The organism is Marinobacterium halophilum (assembly GCF_003014615.1).
GTDB lineage: Bacteria > Pseudomonadota > Gammaproteobacteria > Pseudomonadales > Balneatricaceae > Marinobacterium > Marinobacterium halophilum.
Genome location: NZ_PYGI01000029.1, coordinates 26,295 through 41,914, shown reverse-complemented (window position 1 = coordinate 41,914; position 15,620 = coordinate 26,295). Strand labels below are relative to the sequence as shown.

12 protein-coding genes and 1 CRISPR repeat array are annotated in these 15,620 nt (G+C 53.4%); of the genes, 1 reads left to right on the top strand and 11 read right to left on the bottom strand.

Annotated elements, in window-relative coordinates; all coding sequences use genetic code 11:
- Nucleotides 1–131: 131 nt before the first annotated feature.
- Nucleotides 132–1,239: a CRISPR direct-repeat array (repeat unit 28 nt; unit sequence TTTCTAAGCTGCCTGAGCGGCAGTGAAC).
- 128 nt (nucleotides 1,240–1,367) lie between these two features.
- From cas6f to CLV44_RS16490, 7 genes are all read right to left on the bottom strand, one after another.
- Complete coding sequence (gene cas6f, locus CLV44_RS16520; RefSeq protein ID WP_106593227.1) at nucleotides 1,368–2,000, bottom strand: type I-F CRISPR-associated endoribonuclease Cas6/Csy4; 633 nt, start codon at nucleotides 1,998–2,000, stop codon at nucleotides 1,368–1,370.
- 9 nt (nucleotides 2,001–2,009) lie between these two features.
- Nucleotides 2,010–3,035, bottom strand: a complete 1,026-nt coding sequence (csy3, locus tag CLV44_RS16515) for a type I-F CRISPR-associated protein Csy3 (protein ID WP_106593226.1) — start codon at nucleotides 3,033–3,035, stop codon at nucleotides 2,010–2,012.
- Between the two features lie 30 nt (nucleotides 3,036–3,065).
- On the bottom strand, nucleotides 3,066–4,013 hold the full coding sequence (gene csy2 / locus CLV44_RS16510) for a type I-F CRISPR-associated protein Csy2 (RefSeq protein ID WP_106593225.1): 948 nt from the start codon (nucleotides 4,011–4,013) through the stop codon (nucleotides 3,066–3,068).
- Complete coding sequence (locus tag CLV44_RS16505; RefSeq protein WP_106593224.1) at nucleotides 4,010–5,272, bottom strand: type I-F CRISPR-associated protein Csy1; 1,263 nt, start codon at nucleotides 5,270–5,272, stop codon at nucleotides 4,010–4,012. Before CLV44_RS16505 ends, csy2 begins: the two co-directional genes overlap by 4 nt.
- 26 nt (nucleotides 5,273–5,298) lie before the next feature.
- Nucleotides 5,299–8,709, bottom strand: coding sequence for a type I-F CRISPR-associated helicase Cas3f (cas3f, locus tag CLV44_RS16500; RefSeq protein WP_106593223.1), 3,411 nt, complete (start codon nucleotides 8,707–8,709; stop codon nucleotides 5,299–5,301).
- Entirely contained in the window at nucleotides 8,706–9,683 is a 978-nt protein-coding gene (gene cas1f, locus CLV44_RS16495; RefSeq protein WP_106593222.1) for a type I-F CRISPR-associated endonuclease Cas1f, read from the bottom strand. Before cas1f ends, cas3f begins: the two co-directional genes overlap by 4 nt.
- Nucleotides 9,684–9,816: 133 nt before the next feature.
- Nucleotides 9,817–10,671: a WYL domain-containing protein gene (locus CLV44_RS16490; protein ID WP_106593221.1), complete on the bottom strand. Its 855-nt coding sequence runs from the start codon at nucleotides 10,669–10,671 to the stop codon at nucleotides 9,817–9,819.
- A 148-nt stretch (nucleotides 10,672–10,819) separates the two neighbouring features.
- Here CLV44_RS16490 and CLV44_RS16485 point away from each other — a divergent pair, with 148 nt between their 5' ends.
- Nucleotides 10,820–11,965: a DUF5610 domain-containing protein gene (locus CLV44_RS16485; protein ID WP_106593220.1), complete on the top strand. Its 1,146-nt coding sequence runs from the start codon at nucleotides 10,820–10,822 to the stop codon at nucleotides 11,963–11,965.
- Between the two features lie 24 nt (nucleotides 11,966–11,989).
- On the opposite strand, the gene CLV44_RS16480 is transcribed toward CLV44_RS16485, so the two are convergent.
- From CLV44_RS16480 to mtnK, 4 genes are read right to left on the bottom strand one after another with little or no spacing between them, the layout of a single operon-like run.
- Nucleotides 11,990–12,925, bottom strand: a complete 936-nt coding sequence (locus tag CLV44_RS16480; RefSeq protein WP_106593219.1) for a 5-oxoprolinase subunit C family protein — start codon at nucleotides 12,923–12,925, stop codon at nucleotides 11,990–11,992.
- The gene (gene pxpB / locus CLV44_RS16475) at nucleotides 12,925–13,611 is read right to left on the bottom strand and encodes a 5-oxoprolinase subunit PxpB (RefSeq protein ID WP_106593218.1); all 687 of its coding nucleotides are present in this window, start codon (nucleotides 13,609–13,611) and stop codon (nucleotides 12,925–12,927) included. The genes CLV44_RS16480 and pxpB overlap by 1 nt, the downstream gene beginning before the upstream one ends.
- Nucleotides 13,608–14,372, bottom strand: a complete 765-nt coding sequence (locus CLV44_RS16470; protein ID WP_106593229.1) for a 5-oxoprolinase subunit PxpA — start codon at nucleotides 14,370–14,372, stop codon at nucleotides 13,608–13,610. Before CLV44_RS16470 ends, pxpB begins: the two co-directional genes overlap by 4 nt.
- A 25-nt stretch (nucleotides 14,373–14,397) precedes the next feature.
- On the bottom strand, nucleotides 14,398–15,600 hold the full coding sequence (mtnK, locus tag CLV44_RS16465) for an S-methyl-5-thioribose kinase (RefSeq protein ID WP_106593217.1): 1,203 nt from the start codon (nucleotides 15,598–15,600) through the stop codon (nucleotides 14,398–14,400).
- Nucleotides 15,601–15,620 lie beyond the last annotated feature (20 nt).

Here is a 15,620-nt window from a genome sequence, read left to right as displayed (position 1 = left end):
CATTTTGAACTCGGTTGAAAACGAACGACGCTGTTTTGCCATTGAACACCTCTTCTTCGGCGGTGACTTTACCACCTTAAGTTGGTGTCCGGGATCATTAGGCCACTACAACCTTGACCCTGGTGCTGCAGTTTCTAAGCTGCCTGAGCGGCAGTGAACGAGGGTCGAAAGTAGTGATAAGTTGTTCAATCTTTCTAAGCTGCCTGAGCGGCAGTGAACACACGTTGATCGCTTTACTCACAGTTTCTACATTTCTAAGCTGCCTGAGCGGCAGTGAACTGTGTTGATACCCAGCCATCGCACCGTGATAATTTCTAAGCTGCCTGAGCGGCAGTGAACGCTGCAGTGATGCACATTGCAGAGCAGTGGCATTTCTAAGCTGCCTGAGCGGCAGTGAACACGATGTTGATATGTGCAACTGGAAGCATATCTTTCTAAGCTGCCTGAGCGGCAGTGAACTTTTGGATATGGCGACGGCATGGGCACCACTTTTTCTAAGCTGCCTGAGCGGCAGTGAACCTTTCCCCCCGTATTACTAAACGGGGGGGACTTTTCTAAGCTGCCTGAGCGGCAGTGAACTCTCCTTCTGAGTGTGACGACGATACTGGTCATTTCTAAGCTGCCTGAGCGGCAGTGAACTTTCAACCACGCCATAACTCTTACCAGAGCCATTTCTAAGCTGCCTGAGCGGCAGTGAACTTGCTGAGCATCGGCATCAAGTTGATCCATCTTTTCTAAGCTGCCTGAGCGGCAGTGAACTTTATCAGTCTGCAACTAAATCTCAAAAATCTTTTCTAAGCTGCCTGAGCGGCAGTGAACGAACGTCAGGAACTGATTCAACAGTTTTGCCTTTTCTAAGCTGCCTGAGCGGCAGTGAACTTTAGAATCAATTATCATGCGATAGTCGCCATTTTCTAAGCTGCCTGAGCGGCAGTGAACTGTCACCACCGCCAGTATCACCACCTCCGGTTTTTCTAAGCTGCCTGAGCGGCAGTGAACTGTCCATGTTTTTGATGAAGTCTGGCGGGTATTTTCTAAGCTGCCTGAGCGGCAGTGAACTGCATCTGGTTCGTCACGCTCAAGTTGCATACTTTCTAAGCTGCCTGAGCGGCAGTGAACAAAAAGGCAGAATTCACAGAGAAGGAAGGGCATTTCTAAGCTGCCTGAGCGGCAGTGAACATTAGTACCTAAAGGCAAGATCACCGCGTTCATTTCTAAGCTGCCTGAGCGGCAGTGAACAATAAAAATGTACCACAAAGAACAGCTACAACAAGGAGTTAAATAAAAATATCAAAAAATACCTTTATTTCGCTCCAGGTTGTAACTGCCTGTTTTAATTACATATTTTTAAAGAGCCATTTTTTAGGTTAAAAATGAGGGACTGTAGCGACCTCTTCGCCCCGGGCCACGCTAAGGCCGTAGCAGTTAAACATTCCATCATGTGCTTGCTCTGCGACTACCTTTTGAATAAACAACGGGAAGCGGGCAGAGTGCTCTGGATTGCTGGCTTTAGTTTGCTGGCTTTGCATCCAGATAAACGGTGCCTTGGACTCCCCTTTTGGTTTCGTCTTTTCCAGTTGCTGCAGGCATTCTTCAAGACTTTGGCCAGATTTCTCTGACCAGAGCTGCGCTTTGGCCTGCATATCTTTTGCGATACGGGCCTGGCCTTTTACCTGCTGGCGAACAAAGGCGACCGGGACGGTATCCTCCGGTACTGGCTGGATCGATTTAAGATGGGTGTAATCTTCAAACCGGGTCAGAAAACCAGCCAGATTTAATTTTTCCAGCTGTGTTTTCTCTTTAGCTAATACGCGCAGTTTATTGCCCAGCGGAAAGCCTTTGCTGCCATAGCCCGGAAAGCTGACCGCGATGGCACTGTGCTGGGCATCCACCTTTTGTTCAACCAGGGCGATATGCACCTGCTGGTAGATTTTCTGCCACAGGAAGCCCAGCGCAATATCAGCATCCGGTAGCAGAGTAATATCTTGGTAGTAGTTCATAGAGGACTCCTACTTGTCACTCTCGCCGAAGACGCCGCCGCGAACCAAGATAGCCATCACATAGTGCTCATCTTCTACTCGTGGCAAAGCCTCTCCCCGCGCCCACTTATCAAAGTGGGTATAAAAATCCTGTTTCTCTTTCGGTGTACGAAAGGCGGTGCCCAAATTGGTTACCGCACCATAGGGTTCAATGGCAATAGGTCCGGCAGTGGTTGCCTCATCATCAAAGGCTGGGTACCAGGTGTCGATGGAACGCAGGGCATTGCCGATTTTCTGCGAGTGCATGGCGGCATGGCCCTGTACCTGATATAGCACTTTGCTCTTTTTGCTTTTGCCTTTATCCAGTACCAGTTCTTCCGATGGATACACTTCCTGAGCCTTACCCAACTGAGCATAGGTGGTGATCTCCAACATCAAACAGCCATCAGACGTTGCCAAGGCATGGGCGATTTTTTCGCTCAGTTGGTTGATCTGGCTATCGCCGTAATCAAAGTGGCGCGTACTGTACTGGGTGGCATCAAAATTCCAGCTGGCTTGCTGGCCTTGATTCAACACCTTTACCTGCACCTCGATCTGCTCCACACCAACACGGTTGCGCCACAAAAAGCGTGCGTTAGCGATATTCACCGCATAGCGACGGGCCAGCTCTTTAAAGCCCTCATTTACGATATAGGCCTTTGCCGCCTGCTGATAACTGGCTTTAAACGCTGCGTTGTTACAGGCGGACGGGGTTTCAACACCACCCAGTATTTTCAGGGTGAAAAAGTGTTTCAGGGTATCCTGCTCGGTACCCAGTGCGCAGGCATCAACGGTTTGCAGGTTAGGTTTTTCAACTTCCGCATCCAGTTTAGCCGGATCATTTTTCACTGCTGCTTTCAGGCGGTTAGAGATGGTGCCACGTACTGACTTTTCCTGCAGCGCCAACGGCGTAGACTCTGCTTTGTTGGCCCAGGTGGTGCCATAAAAATAACCATCCGACGGTACCAGTTTTTTCTCGAAGGCCAGTACCGATGCTGTATCTTTTGCTTTAGCCATGTTGTTTCTCCGTTTCTTCCTTAATCCGGCTTAGTAGAAGCCATCGTTATCATTTTCTGTGGTTTGGTTTTGCACCTGCTGACACAGATAAAGATTTTTGTCCGGGTCGGTATGGTAGTGCCACAAGACTTCGTCCAACTGTTTAATCCGGTGTGCCATTCTGAACTCCCCCAGGGTGACAACACTCTCGGCAAAGCGGTGCGGAGTTTCCGGGTCGCGCTGGTTTTTAGCTTCTCCCAACTCGCTAATGCCCTGAAAACCGGTAGCGATAGGCACAATCCAACCAGGCCGGTTGCCGTCGGCGTTCGTTTTACGTTGGCTTTTCCAGCTGACGTTGCCATCACCATCCTGTGTGCAGGTGTGGTGCACGGTCAGGTAATCCAGCAGAGCATCCAAAGCATCCTGCCCGGCCTCCATCGCCTGTTGCATCAACTCACGCCGTTCAATCAGGGCAAAGCCCGGCATCAGTGAGCGCATCAACTTAGCCTGGCCCTGCTCATCGCTGTCGTCTAACACCGGTAATACCGGTGTTTTAAAGCCCTGCAGATCACCACCTGCAACCCTCATTCGCATCAGATGCTGGCTAACAACATCAGGAAAATCAGGCAGTAAAACCGCATCTTCTGTCGCCTCGTCTGCCTGATATTCAATCAGCAGCGATACATCCAGATGACAGCGGGCTTCTTCGATAAAGGCTGAGCGATTACCATCTTTATCCAGTGGGTTAGCCGTGCCGATAATCGAATGCACAAAATCTCCTGGCCCTTGATAGGTTTGCAGGTCACACTGGTGACTCATCACTCCGGTGCCGACAAACTTAAGCTCGGGGTAACCGTTGGCATTTAACTTACGCTGCAGAGCATGGATAAAACCCAGCCATGCGGTCATCGCGGGAAAGCCGATGGTAAACGGGCTGGAAAGCGCATTGGCGTTATGCACTTTCAGATGTGGCAGTACCAGCAAACGACGAACACTCATAACAACGCCTCCCTGTTCTGTTCAATTACCCCGGTAACACGCTGGATAAGGTCATCCCCCAACATAAAGGCTGAGCTTCCCAGAACCTTTTTGTAGCTGGCGTTAAAGTGGCGGGCAGCTTCCCGAATCAGGTCATCAAGCCAAGGTGCGTTCTCCCGGCGTTCGGCTTCATACTCCGGCAAAAGCCAAAACTTCTGATAGGCAGGCAGTGCCTCAGGACGGGTATATGTTTGTTCGGCAAAGCCCTGACGTACCTGCCACATTTTCAGGATCAAATGATCAAGATATTCCTGGGCACGGTAATCCAATCCGTTACGGATATTGGCATTATTATGGTCTGCGCTGACTAAACGATGGAACGCCTGAAAGGTGTCCTGCAGTGGTTTGGCATATAGCACATCAGTAAAGAAATTCTGTGTCGGCAAACGGGTATGCCGGGGTGCAAGCTCGGGGGGAATAGATAACAGCAGATGTGCTTTACCGGCATTTTGATTATTCAACACACTGATATTTTGTGGCTTGGTGCCGCCGTATCCTATGGTGGTCAGGTTGTAGATTTCCTGGTAGCCGGTTTCTGAATAGTGGTTGTTTTTTCTCAGCTCCCGTTTGGTTTTTGTCTCTTCTGAAAAGCGCAACCAGTCCAGCCGTTTACGCATCTCGAAGAGGTGGCCGGAATGACTGAGCAATGAAAGCAGGTGATAACCTTCTGCCTCTTCCTCAACCGGAAAATAAACCTGCTTTATTTTTGAACTGGTAATGGCTTCACCATTAGCTGCTACCATCGCCAGAAACCCCTCTTTCAACAGGGCAGGATCATCTCCAACATCTAATAGCTGTTTTGCTAACTCGCTGTCTTTTTGTAGGTGGTACAGTAGGGTATTGCCGTCCTGCATCATCAAAGTCAGAAATTTATACACATCCAGAGCGGCAGCGTTACCCAAGGCATCCGGCTCTGTTTGCACATTACCGGTACGCAAAAAACCATCAGCTCTGAAATCCGCTTTAGCGATAACAGAACTGGCATAACCGTTTTTATTTTTGCGCGCACTTGGGTGACTGAAGGTCACGGGATGTGTTGATAACGAGATCTGCCCTGCCCGCTTTGCCGCATTGGGCAGCCAGTTTTTCAGTGCGAAAATCTCCTCACACTCCAGTGTTTTATCCCTGACCTCTTCCTCTGTCATGCTGGCGTTGAGATTTTTCTTTAGCCAGGATTCTTTGCGCTCTGCAAAGAAGGCTTCTATTGCCGGATCTGTCATTATGTTCTCCTAACGTTCCTTATCCTTTAATCGACTTTGACCAATCCCAGCTGATCGTTATAGCGATAGCGGTTGCCGTCCTGATAAAAACTCAAACTCAACTCTCCAAGTCGCTGTGATGTGCGCTCTGGATCTTCATTTCTGATTTTGCTCTGCTCTGCAACCAGCCCCCCGTAATCCCGCGCCAGCCATAAACGCTTACTGTGCTGAGCGTCCAGTTGCTGTACCTGTATTCCTAATTCATCTTCAACGGGGACCCAGCATCTATTTCGGCGGTCATAAATTTTGAATACAGCGCCCTTCCGGTCATCAAGAACCCGATAAAGGCTGAGGCCGGGGGCACTGTTACGAAAGCGATTAAACTGCTGCGGCAAAGCGGTCATCCACCAATAATCATCGGTATACCCCCAAAGGTTTTTGGGGCTATTTGCCGGATAACTAGGTTCGGCCTTTCCTTTCAGATAATGACAACTTAATGTTTGGCCAATAGCAAAATGCTCTAATGCTGCCAATTGAAAGCTGGAATCTTTGGCTACACGCGGAGCAGCATCAATTCTTTGTTCTATTGATTTAACATCAACCAGATCACGCAAGTCTCTTGAAAATAGCTGCCATGTTTCATTCTTACTACCTTTACGCTGCTCATAACCCGGTCGGCTAAAAACACTATCCGCCTGCGGATTACGATAGCCTTTCAGGTTGTATTGCAGCAGTGCCATATTGGGGCTTTCATTATCCAGTGCGCCCCTATGTCGGCGCACCCTGCCCGCCAGCTGAATAATTGAGCGGTAGGAAGAGGGCTCTACCACCGCCCAGTCAAAATCATGGTCGCGCCCGACTTCTTCAACCGGGGTCGCCACCAGAATAAAGATCAGATTTTTTGTGCCGCAGGTGTCCAGATGTTGCCGGATACCAGACTGATAAAAAGCTCCGTCTTTCGGGTCATTCACCGGATATTTGCGTTTCAACACCTTGTCCAGATGCTTCTCCTGGGCATGGCGCAGCAGCAGTACCTGTTGGCTGTGGTAAGCCATCACCCGTACCTCGGTATCTTGCGGCCAATCTGCCGCCAACAGGTATTCAGTAAGATCAATACAGGGTTTGATATTGGCGCAGCGCACGACACCAAAAGAGACTTGGCAGCCGGTTTTATCATCCCGAGTAAAGTGCTGCTGATGTTTGTTCAGAACCCCCTTCTGCACAGTACTGAAAAACAGGTTATCGGCGGAGTCGGTATCGTTTTTTTCCGGCAGGGTTAAAATCTCAGCCCGCCGTTTAACCGGCTCCTGTTTCAGTTTACTAATACGCTTAGCAACAAAGTTTTCATGGCCGGCCTGATAATGTGAAACATCGTTCTCTCCCTGACTGATGGTCACCAGCTCGGTTTTAAATTCATCCGTCCAGCCTGCAGCCACCTGACTATTATGCTGTCGGCTGGCGGCAAACAGCGCCCAACCTTTTTGATAAGCGGTAAAATAGCCCAGTGCCAGATCCGGCGGGATTGTCGCTGACGAGATCATTACCTTGCGGCCCAGCATCCCTGCCAGGTGGATCAAACGGCCAATGGCGACTAAATCTTCGCCGGTAAAATCATCAACCTCATCGATTACCAGATCGGACGACATCAAGCGCAGACTGGGCAGAATATAACGGCCACCCCGAACGGTTTCGGTCGCGCCCATAATATGGTCGATGGTGCAGGCCAAGACTGGTGCGTACAGCAGCGCCCGCTCTTTGGTACCGGTCAGCACGGTGGTCAGCTCTTCTTCCGGCAACAGGTTTTGCCAGTGCTCATCCCCTTGGCACCAGTCAATCTGTTCATCTGTCTCCAAAAGAGATTCTGCAGACTCAGATCCCTGCTCTGCTGCGTCGGGCTCCTGTTCCTCTTTTTCCTGTGGCACCTGATCGCCCTGATGCAGTTCCAGAATCGCTTTCGAGCCGATCAGCACCGCCAGCTCATCCTCTTTCAGGTCGATTCGGTCACGGTATTCATCACCGGTCTGAAGGGTCAGGGTTCTAAGGCCCAGAGCCAGAACAAAGCGCAGGCTTTGCTGATCTTGTGACAGCGCCTGCATAATTTTGGCGTTGGCTAGGGTTTTACCCCGCCCGGTACTGGCCATATTGACGATGAAATAACCGCTGACTTTATCATCGGTTTCCTTTCGGTAATCCTTGAGTACTGTTACCGCTTTATCTTGCCAGCCAAACTGCTTTTTAAGCTCGGGTGCCAGGTCTTTTTTAGGGGCTAACGCGGTTACGTCCTGCGCCACCGGAGGCTGATTTTCAAAATCCGGCAGGTAACCACTGGCTCTAACTGCGGCTGCAGCCACGTTTACCAGATGCTCATCCAGCTTCTGTTTCAGTTGGCGTTGATTATCCTGATCCAGTCCCGTATTGGCATACAGAGCAACGGAGGACTCCCAGGTTTTATCGTTCTCTTTTGAGGAATAATAGTGATCGCCCAGCATAAGACAGAGACGCGCATGGTGGGCAATCGTACGCCAACTGCCATCTTTAACCGCCGCCGAAAATAATGGTAACTGCTCGCTCAGTTGACGGGCACGATGACTCAGCTCGGTGCACCACTTAGATGATTCACTGAGTAAGCCCTGCGGAAAAACAAAACAGTCCGGCAGGCGCTTCTGAAATTCATCATCTTCAAAACGGTTTTCATAGCCCCACTGTGCGCTGATCCGCGCCAGCAAACTCTGCGGCGTCTCATTCGTTCGTTCTGCACAATTGGCTTTATCCCGGTCTTGTGCTTTTGGCAGCCGGTGATGTGACAACACTAACCAGAGCACCAGACTTGCCGCATCCGGCAAGTCCGCAAAGGGCCGAGAAAGCTCTGCCTGTACAGACAAAGCACTCTGCAACTGAGTTTCATCCAAGTCTTTTTCGATCAAAGGAGCCAGCCAGCTTTGATCCTGCGTCGGGTTGTCACCGGAACGGATCAGCGACATCAGCAGTAAACTGGAGATCCATTCATGGCGCAGCGGGTCGCCTTTAAACGTATTTTTTGACTGGGGGTTCAACTTATCCTGAAACAGTTTGGTGGCTTTACCCCAGTCATGCAGCAGGGCTGCCAGCCCGGTAAAGGTTTTGATTAAGGGTAAATAACGCCAGTTATCTGCCACATCGCTACTGGGTAGATCCTGTTCCGTTCGGTTTACCGGCACAACTCCTTCACTGTTAAATTTTCGTTTATTGCCCACTACCCACAACAACTGGCTGCGGGATCGGGAGCGTATCCAGTGGCAACTGACAGCGGTGCTTTTACTGGCAGTTTGGCGCAGCATTTTCTTGACGGTAAGCAAGCCATCTTCGGTGATGAGGGTTTGCCAGGTGTTGTCACCGATGCGGTTGGCGAAGGCGTCCAGCACGCGACGGGTTCTGGGCAGTGCTTTTTTCTCACACTGGGAGACGAAGGTGACCATCATAGTTGCTGCGCCTCTATCGCCTCTGGTGTGAATTCCTGCAGGGCGATGGCCTTGACGGTATCAAACATAAAATCCAGTGACTTATGGTCGGTGAAGGCTTGTAGTACCTGCTGGCGGAACTCTTGCTCGGTGGCGTTTTCCTTCGCGCAAATAAAAGCCCAGGGCAGTACGATGGCATCTTTAATCAGATCAGCCACATCAAACACCAAAGCGCCCCGACGGGTTTTTCCGTGCATGACCGCAAACCCATGAGGTATGCCAAGCACCCATAAGCAGCTGGCGGCCAGGCCATAGGCAAGGTAATTACCGTGGTTTAAGAAGTCGTTGGCCTTGTCCTGAGATTGGTGCTGGCGGGTAAAGTTACTCAACTGGGTATTGTTGGCGGCGTATTTGTACAGCACCTTAGTGAGCTGGGCTTCGGTTAGCAGCAGCTCGGATGATGCTGTAGCGACATCTGTGCGGCTATGAAAGGTGGTCAGCGCTTTTTGGATCGGGCTATCGTTAACGTCAAAACCTTCCAGTTTGAGGTCTCGGTCTTTTTGCCAGACGCTTTGCAGGTATTGAATGCGAGCCTGTTGAAAGTGCTTGGCAGCGGTGAGTCGTTTTTCATCCTCAAACCAGAATTGCATCCAGCCGTGTAGATATTCGGTAGGACGATATTCGCTTTGTGGGGTGAGCCATTCCACTTCGCAGGCCATATAGAGCGGGGTGCCACCGCCACCACAAAAGCCGACCAGGACACCGGCCTGTGCCAACATGCGCATGGCGGCTTGGGTAATGGAAGTGCCATTACCTAATAGCAACACCGTGGTATTGGCGATGGGGATATTGAAGTAGAGGTTTTCTTTACTGGCTTCGGTGAGATAAAGCACGCGGCCATCTTTCTGCATGACGCGGCAGTATTCCAGGTAGAACAAGTTGGCTCGCTTGGAGTGCAAGATGGTTTTGAGGTCTGAAGGTGAAAAGTCGTCCATGTCCCTATCCTTTAACTCGCCTTTACACGTTGCTGATACTGAGCTTGAGCATCAGGGGTATTACGCTTTTGTATCCCTTCATCATCGTGGCCTCAACACTGTACAAAACTACCTGTCGTCTAACGCGACAGGTTCAAAACAGCCAGCGCCGCACATCGTCAAGATTGGCCAATATCAACTGCTGGGCGTCCGGGTTGCCATCCAGTATTTTGTGGTTGATATGCATCTCCTGCAGTAGATACTGAGCCAAGGCGGCACGGGTCTTAAGCCTAAGCTCTCCATCCTGCATGGAGTAGTCATGGACCAGTACCGTCCGTTTGTTCTCCGCAAGACGGGGATCTGGCTTCAGCACTAGCGTTACCTCGGTGTTCCAGGCTTCGTCATGACCTGCCCCGTTGGGCGACACGTCCAACAATGAAGCGTCCGGCCTGAATCGACTCAGCACAAAATCACGATAGGCCTGTGCCTTTTCACACCAGGCTCTGAGGTGCCAGCGCAGGCCTGTATTCACAAAGGTGTGGGGTACGATGACACGGCCATCGTGATCGGGATTGGTCAAAGAGACATAGTCCACTTCGATACGGCGCTGTTCTCGAATACTGCGCACCAGTTTGCGCATCAATTCAGCAGGGACATTACGTGACGGGTGCTGCAGGCATTGGCAGGGAATATGTACATCCACAAACGCGGAGGCATGTTTGCCACTCACCCAGCTCAGATACTCGGCTACATCGCCGCTGATCCAGTGGTATTGAAAGTCTTGTGTCGGCAGGTAGGTTTTGAGCGATGAGTTGTAATACAAGTTATCAGGACGCTGCAACCTATAACCCTTGAGGTCAGCTGTCGCCTGCTGTCGACCGATGTTACAGATGCGGGCAAGCCGAGTAGCATTCAGGCTGCCTTCCCAGTAACTGACTAACTCAATTAGCCAGTAACGCCACACCTGCTCCGGCTTATAAACGACAATCTCATCCGTAATATCAGGCATAAACGCTCGTCCTCCTTGGACTCCTGTACTGTAGAACCTACATGCTACCCCGTCTCTCATCTGCGCCATAGTCAACAAAAGCTCAAGCTGGTGGTCAGTCCGCCGATACAGTTCCAACACCCGACAAATCCCAAGTGCCGAGATTGCCATGAAAGTTCTGGTTTCCACCCCACAGATCCATTCACCCCGCCCTCAGAATGACATCAACGGATCAAACAACCGGTCCGCTGGTTCGCAAGATGCTACCCAGGTGTTGTTGGGCAAACTGGCCGACAAGATCCCGGGCATGACCGCAGATAAGTTGTCGGGGTTGGATGCCGAGAATTTCACGCCCGACAAGGTGGCGGGGCGGATCAGTGATTTTGTGGCCAAGGGGCTGGATGCGGCGCGGTCACGGGGCGCGTCCGATGAGCGTCTGAACGAGATGTACAACGCGGCGGTAAAAGGCGTTGAGAAGGGGTTTAAGGAAGCGCGCGAAGTACTGGACAGCCTCAATGTGCTCAACGGCAGCATCGCGGCACAGGTGGATGAAACTGAAAAACTGACTTTCGACGCGCTGGCCGAAATTGCGCCCGGTAGCCGCGAGGCAACGGCGCAGGCGGTCATCGGCGGAGCCGAGCGTTACCGCAACGCCGAGGACATGTCGCTGACGGTGAAAACGCAGGATGGCGATGAAGTCTCCATCCGCTTCAGCCGTAATCAGAGCTATGATGCCAGCTACGGTGCCGGAGTCGATAACCAGGGCAATTCGGCGGCCTGGATGGATGTCAGCCGCAGCGAAAGCAGCCAGTATCAGTTCAGCGTAAAGGGTGAACTGGACGAAGGCGAACTCGATGCTCTGCAGCAGATGATCCGTGATATTGCGGGTGTGGCTGACGAGTTTTTCAACGGCGACGTACAGAAGGCGTTTGAACAGAGTGCCGATATCAGCTTTGACCCCAACGAGCTGCAATCGATGCAGCTGGACATGAGTTACAGCCGCAGCTGGGCGCAGGCCAGTACCTATGAGCAGGTCGGCGGGCTGGATCAGCCGGTGGACAAGCCCGGATTGCGCCTGGGGCAGTTGATGAAGGACCTGGCCGAAAGTGCGGGTGCGCCGTCGCTGGGCTTCCTGCAATCACCGGCACAGGCAGGACGCGAGTTGCTCGGTGGCATGATCGAGCAGGACAGCCGTTTCCAGGATGCCTTCGAAGCCCTCAAGGACAGCTACCGCGACAACCTGAAGCTGTTGGTGGATACGGTGCTGCCGCTGCCTGAAGCCGATGACACTGAAGCGGCCGAAACAGACGCCTGATTCAACAGCCGTGCCGGCACTGAATCAGACGCCGAAAAACCGATAAAACCGCTGCAGTTCCAGCTGCGCTTCATGTAACGGCATGGGCTCAAAGCGGATATCCGTATGCGGTTGCCGCTGCGCCAGCATGAACGCGTCCAGCGCAAACACCGTGCCCAGTTTGGGATACCCACCGATAGTCTGACGATCTTTTAGCAAGATGATCGGCTGGCCATCCTTGGGCACCTGGATGGCCCCAAAACTGATCCCTTCCGAGATAATACCGTCAGCCAGCGGGTGCAGTTCCGGGCCAGACAGGCGTACACCCATACGGTCGCTTTGCGGGCTGATCTCATACGCCTCGCTGTAAAAACGCGCCAGCATCTCTGCCGGAAATAATGCACATTGATGCCCTTCAATCACCCTCAGCGTGAGCGGCTGAGTGTAATCGGGGATGTAACCGGTGGTGACCCTGAAATGCCGCGCTGGGTCTGCCCCGAAACACGGCAGCAGGTCTCCGACTTTCAGCTTGCCGCCACAGCCATCCAGCCCACCGATCTGTTCACGCATCACGGTAGCCACCGAACCATAGACCGGCTTGATCTGCAGCCCGCCCTGCACCGCCAGATAAGCGCGTACACCGGTTTTCGGGTAACCGAACGCCAGTTGATCACCCGGCACCAGGTTCAGGGTTTGCCACGGGCTCACCGGCTGGCCGTTGAGGGTCAGCTGCAGATCTGCCCCAGTGACCGCCACTCGCGTCGCCACCTCGGCTTCGAGTTTAAGTCCCCCGTAACAGACCTCCACCGCTGCGGCCCCCGGTACATTGCCCAGCAAACGGTTGGCCCAGAGGTAGGCATGTTCATCCGCCGCACCGCCTGTGGATAACCCCAGCTGTTGATAACCGAAACGGCCCAGATCTTGTACCAGTGCCAGAATGCCGGGGTTAAGTACGCGTAATCCGCTCGTCGGTTCCCGCATCAGAGCATACCCCCCGCTGCCAGAAACGCCGCCCGCGAGATCGGCACGAAACGCACCCGATCACCGGTCGCCACCGGGCACAAATCTGCCCGTTCTGGATCAAACATTTTGACCGGTGTCCGCCCCAATATATTCCATCCCCCTGGCGAAACCACCGGGTAAACCGCGGTCTGCTGGTCCGCCAGTGCAACAGACCCTACGGGTACCTGAGTACGCGGGGTCTCCAGACGCGGGGTTCGCAACGCCGGATCGACTTCGCCCATATAGGCAAAACCGGGGGCGAAACCGATGGCGAATACATGATAATCCCGCGCCGTGTGCAAGCGGATGACATCATCGATGCTGATGTTGTGCAGCTGCGCCACCCGCTCCAGGTCAGGGCCCACCTCGATGCCGTAGTACACCGGTATCTCGACCAGATGCCCGACCTCGGCCGAGGTCACTTCCAGGTGTGCCAGCAAACTGTTGATCCGCTGCACCAAATGGGCAAAGTCGATCTGCACCGGGTCATACACCAGCATCAACGTGGTATATGAGGGCACCAGATCACGCACTATTGGCCCCAGCGCCTGTGCCAACTGGTCTGAGACCGCCCGAATCACCGGCACTAATGCGGTATCGATCTGCTGGCCAAAACGGATCAGCAACGCATCCGGACCGGCGTTGTCGATGCTCCAGTGAATCATGCGTCGGTGCCGCTGTAGAGCTGATCCAGTGCCGCGCGGATGTGCTGCACCGCCTGCACCGACTCCGCATTGTCACCGTGGACACACAGGGTATCCGCTGCCAGCGCAACCGTGGTGCCATCCAGCGTCTCGACCACGCCCTCTCGCGCCAGCCGTAATGACTGCTCAACAATGCGTGCTTCGTCATGGTAGACCGAGCCGACCACGCTACGCGGCACCAGAAAGCCGCGTTCGTCATAGGCACGGTCGGCAAACGCCTCGAACATCAGCAGCGCACCGAACTCTTCGGCAATGCTCGAAACGACGGTGTTATCGGCGGTGGCCATCAGCATCAGCGGCAAGCTGCGGTCATAGCGGGTCACGCCTTCCAGAACCGCCCGGAGCATGTCGTGATCCTGCATCATGTCGTTATACAGAGCCCCGTGCGGCTTGATGTAACTGACCTTCACGTCATGAGCACGGGCGATGCCGTCCAGCGCACCAAGCTGGTACTGGATCATCGACACCACTTCCTGCGGGTGGCATTGCATGCTGCGCCGACCAAAGCCGACCAGATCAGGATAGCTCGGGTGGGCACCGATCCGAGTCCCCGCATGTTTGGCCAGCAGTACGGTGCGGGTCATGGTCACCGGATCAGACGCGTGGAAGCCACAGGCGATGTTCGCCATGTCCACCAGCGGCATGACCTGTTCATCCAGCCCCATGTTCCAGAGGCCGAAGCTCTCGCCCATGTCACAGTTGAGCAGCAGTTTCCTGTCCATCACATGCACCGCCCTCTCCAAGGGTTCAGTCATTAAGCTGGCAGATCAGATCCACCAGTGCTTCCATCGAGTTGATGCGGGTACGGTCCATGATCAGTTCACGGCCCAGATGCAGGGCCATGGCCTCCGCCTGGGCCCGCTGGGTCGCGTCTTCGATCGATTCCAGATCGGCCACATGCGCCAGGCCGATGGTGCGACGGATCATTTCGGTACCGGCAAAGCCAAGACTGTCATGCCAGATCTGCAGCAAACGGCGCTGCTGCCAGTGTTCGTTCTGCAGGCTGAGGTCGGTCGTCTCGTCGCGCATCAGGCGGCTGAACTCACGACTGAAGTGATGCCAGAGTTGCTCCAGCTGCACCAACAGCCAATCACGCCAGGCTTCGCGCTCACCCGCCTCACCCGCCAACTGATGCTGACCGCACCAGTTGAGCAGCAGGTTGCCGATCAGACTGCCGATATCGAACCCGATCGGGCCAAAGTAGGCAAATTCGGGATCAATCACCTGAGTGCTGGTTTCAGTGACAAAAATGGAACCGGAATGCAGGTCACCGTGCAGCAGTGCCTCGGCACGGTTAAGGAAGGCATACTTCAGTTCGGCCACTTCCACCTTGAGCAGATCATCCCGCCACAGGGCTTCAACCGCCGGGCGCAGCGGCGGGTTGATCGCATTGCGCTCGTGATCGCAGAAGGGATCGAGGAAAAACAGATCTTCGGTGATTTTGCACAGGTCCGGATTGATGAATCGCTTCACCAGATCCTTTTTCTGGTGCGCATCCAGGTGCATATCGCTGCTGTAGAACAGGGTCCGCGCCATGAACAGACCCAGATGTTCGGCCAGCTGCGGCAGGTTACGACGGGCAATCAGCGCATGACGCAAATTCTGATGGTCACCCACGTCTTCCATGATGATCGCGGCCAGCGGCTGTTCATAGTGATAGACCTCCGGCACCCACTCACCGGCATGCTCCGCTTCCAGCACCAGCGCCTCGGCCTCGATGCGGTTGCGGTCCAGCGACAGCGGCCAGGCCTCGCCAATAATGCGCACATAGGGCAGCGCCTGTTTGACGATCACACTGGCACCGCCCGGCTCGGCCACGCGGTAAACGAAGTTGATGTTGCCATCCCCGATCTCGCTGACTATCAGTTCAGCGTCATCGGTAAACAGGCGAGTGTGGCGGCGGACAAACGCGATGATCGCCGCATCGTCGGCAAATTTATGTTCAATCATTGTTGTTCTGTTCTTGAATG

Coding starts and splice junctions, on each gene's coding strand:
- cas6f (WP_106593227.1), bottom strand. CDS start 2,000: ATGAACTACTACCAAGATATTACTCTGCTACCGGATGCTGATATTGCG.
- csy3 (WP_106593226.1), bottom strand. CDS start 3,035: ATGGCTAAAGCAAAAGATACAGCATCGGTACTGGCCTTCGAGAAAAAA.
- csy2 (WP_106593225.1), bottom strand. CDS start 4,013: ATGAGTGTTCGTCGTTTGCTGGTACTGCCACATCTGAAAGTGCATAAC.
- CLV44_RS16505 (WP_106593224.1), bottom strand. CDS start 5,272: ATGACAGATCCGGCAATAGAAGCCTTCTTTGCAGAGCGCAAAGAATCC.
- cas3f (WP_106593223.1), bottom strand. CDS start 8,709: ATGATGGTCACCTTCGTCTCCCAGTGTGAGAAAAAAGCACTGCCCAGA.
- cas1f (WP_106593222.1), bottom strand. CDS start 9,683: ATGGACGACTTTTCACCTTCAGACCTCAAAACCATCTTGCACTCCAAG.
- CLV44_RS16490 (WP_106593221.1), bottom strand. CDS start 10,671: ATGCCTGATATTACGGATGAGATTGTCGTTTATAAGCCGGAGCAGGTG.
- CLV44_RS16485 (WP_106593220.1), top strand. CDS start 10,820: ATGAAAGTTCTGGTTTCCACCCCACAGATCCATTCACCCCGCCCTCAG.
- CLV44_RS16480 (WP_106593219.1), bottom strand. CDS start 12,925: ATGCGGGAACCGACGAGCGGATTACGCGTACTTAACCCCGGCATTCTG.
- pxpB (WP_106593218.1), bottom strand. CDS start 13,611: ATGATTCACTGGAGCATCGACAACGCCGGTCCGGATGCGTTGCTGATC.
- CLV44_RS16470 (WP_106593229.1), bottom strand. CDS start 14,372: ATGGACAGGAAACTGCTGCTCAACTGTGACATGGGCGAGAGCTTCGGC.
- mtnK (WP_106593217.1), bottom strand. CDS start 15,600: ATGATTGAACATAAATTTGCCGACGATGCGGCGATCATCGCGTTTGTC.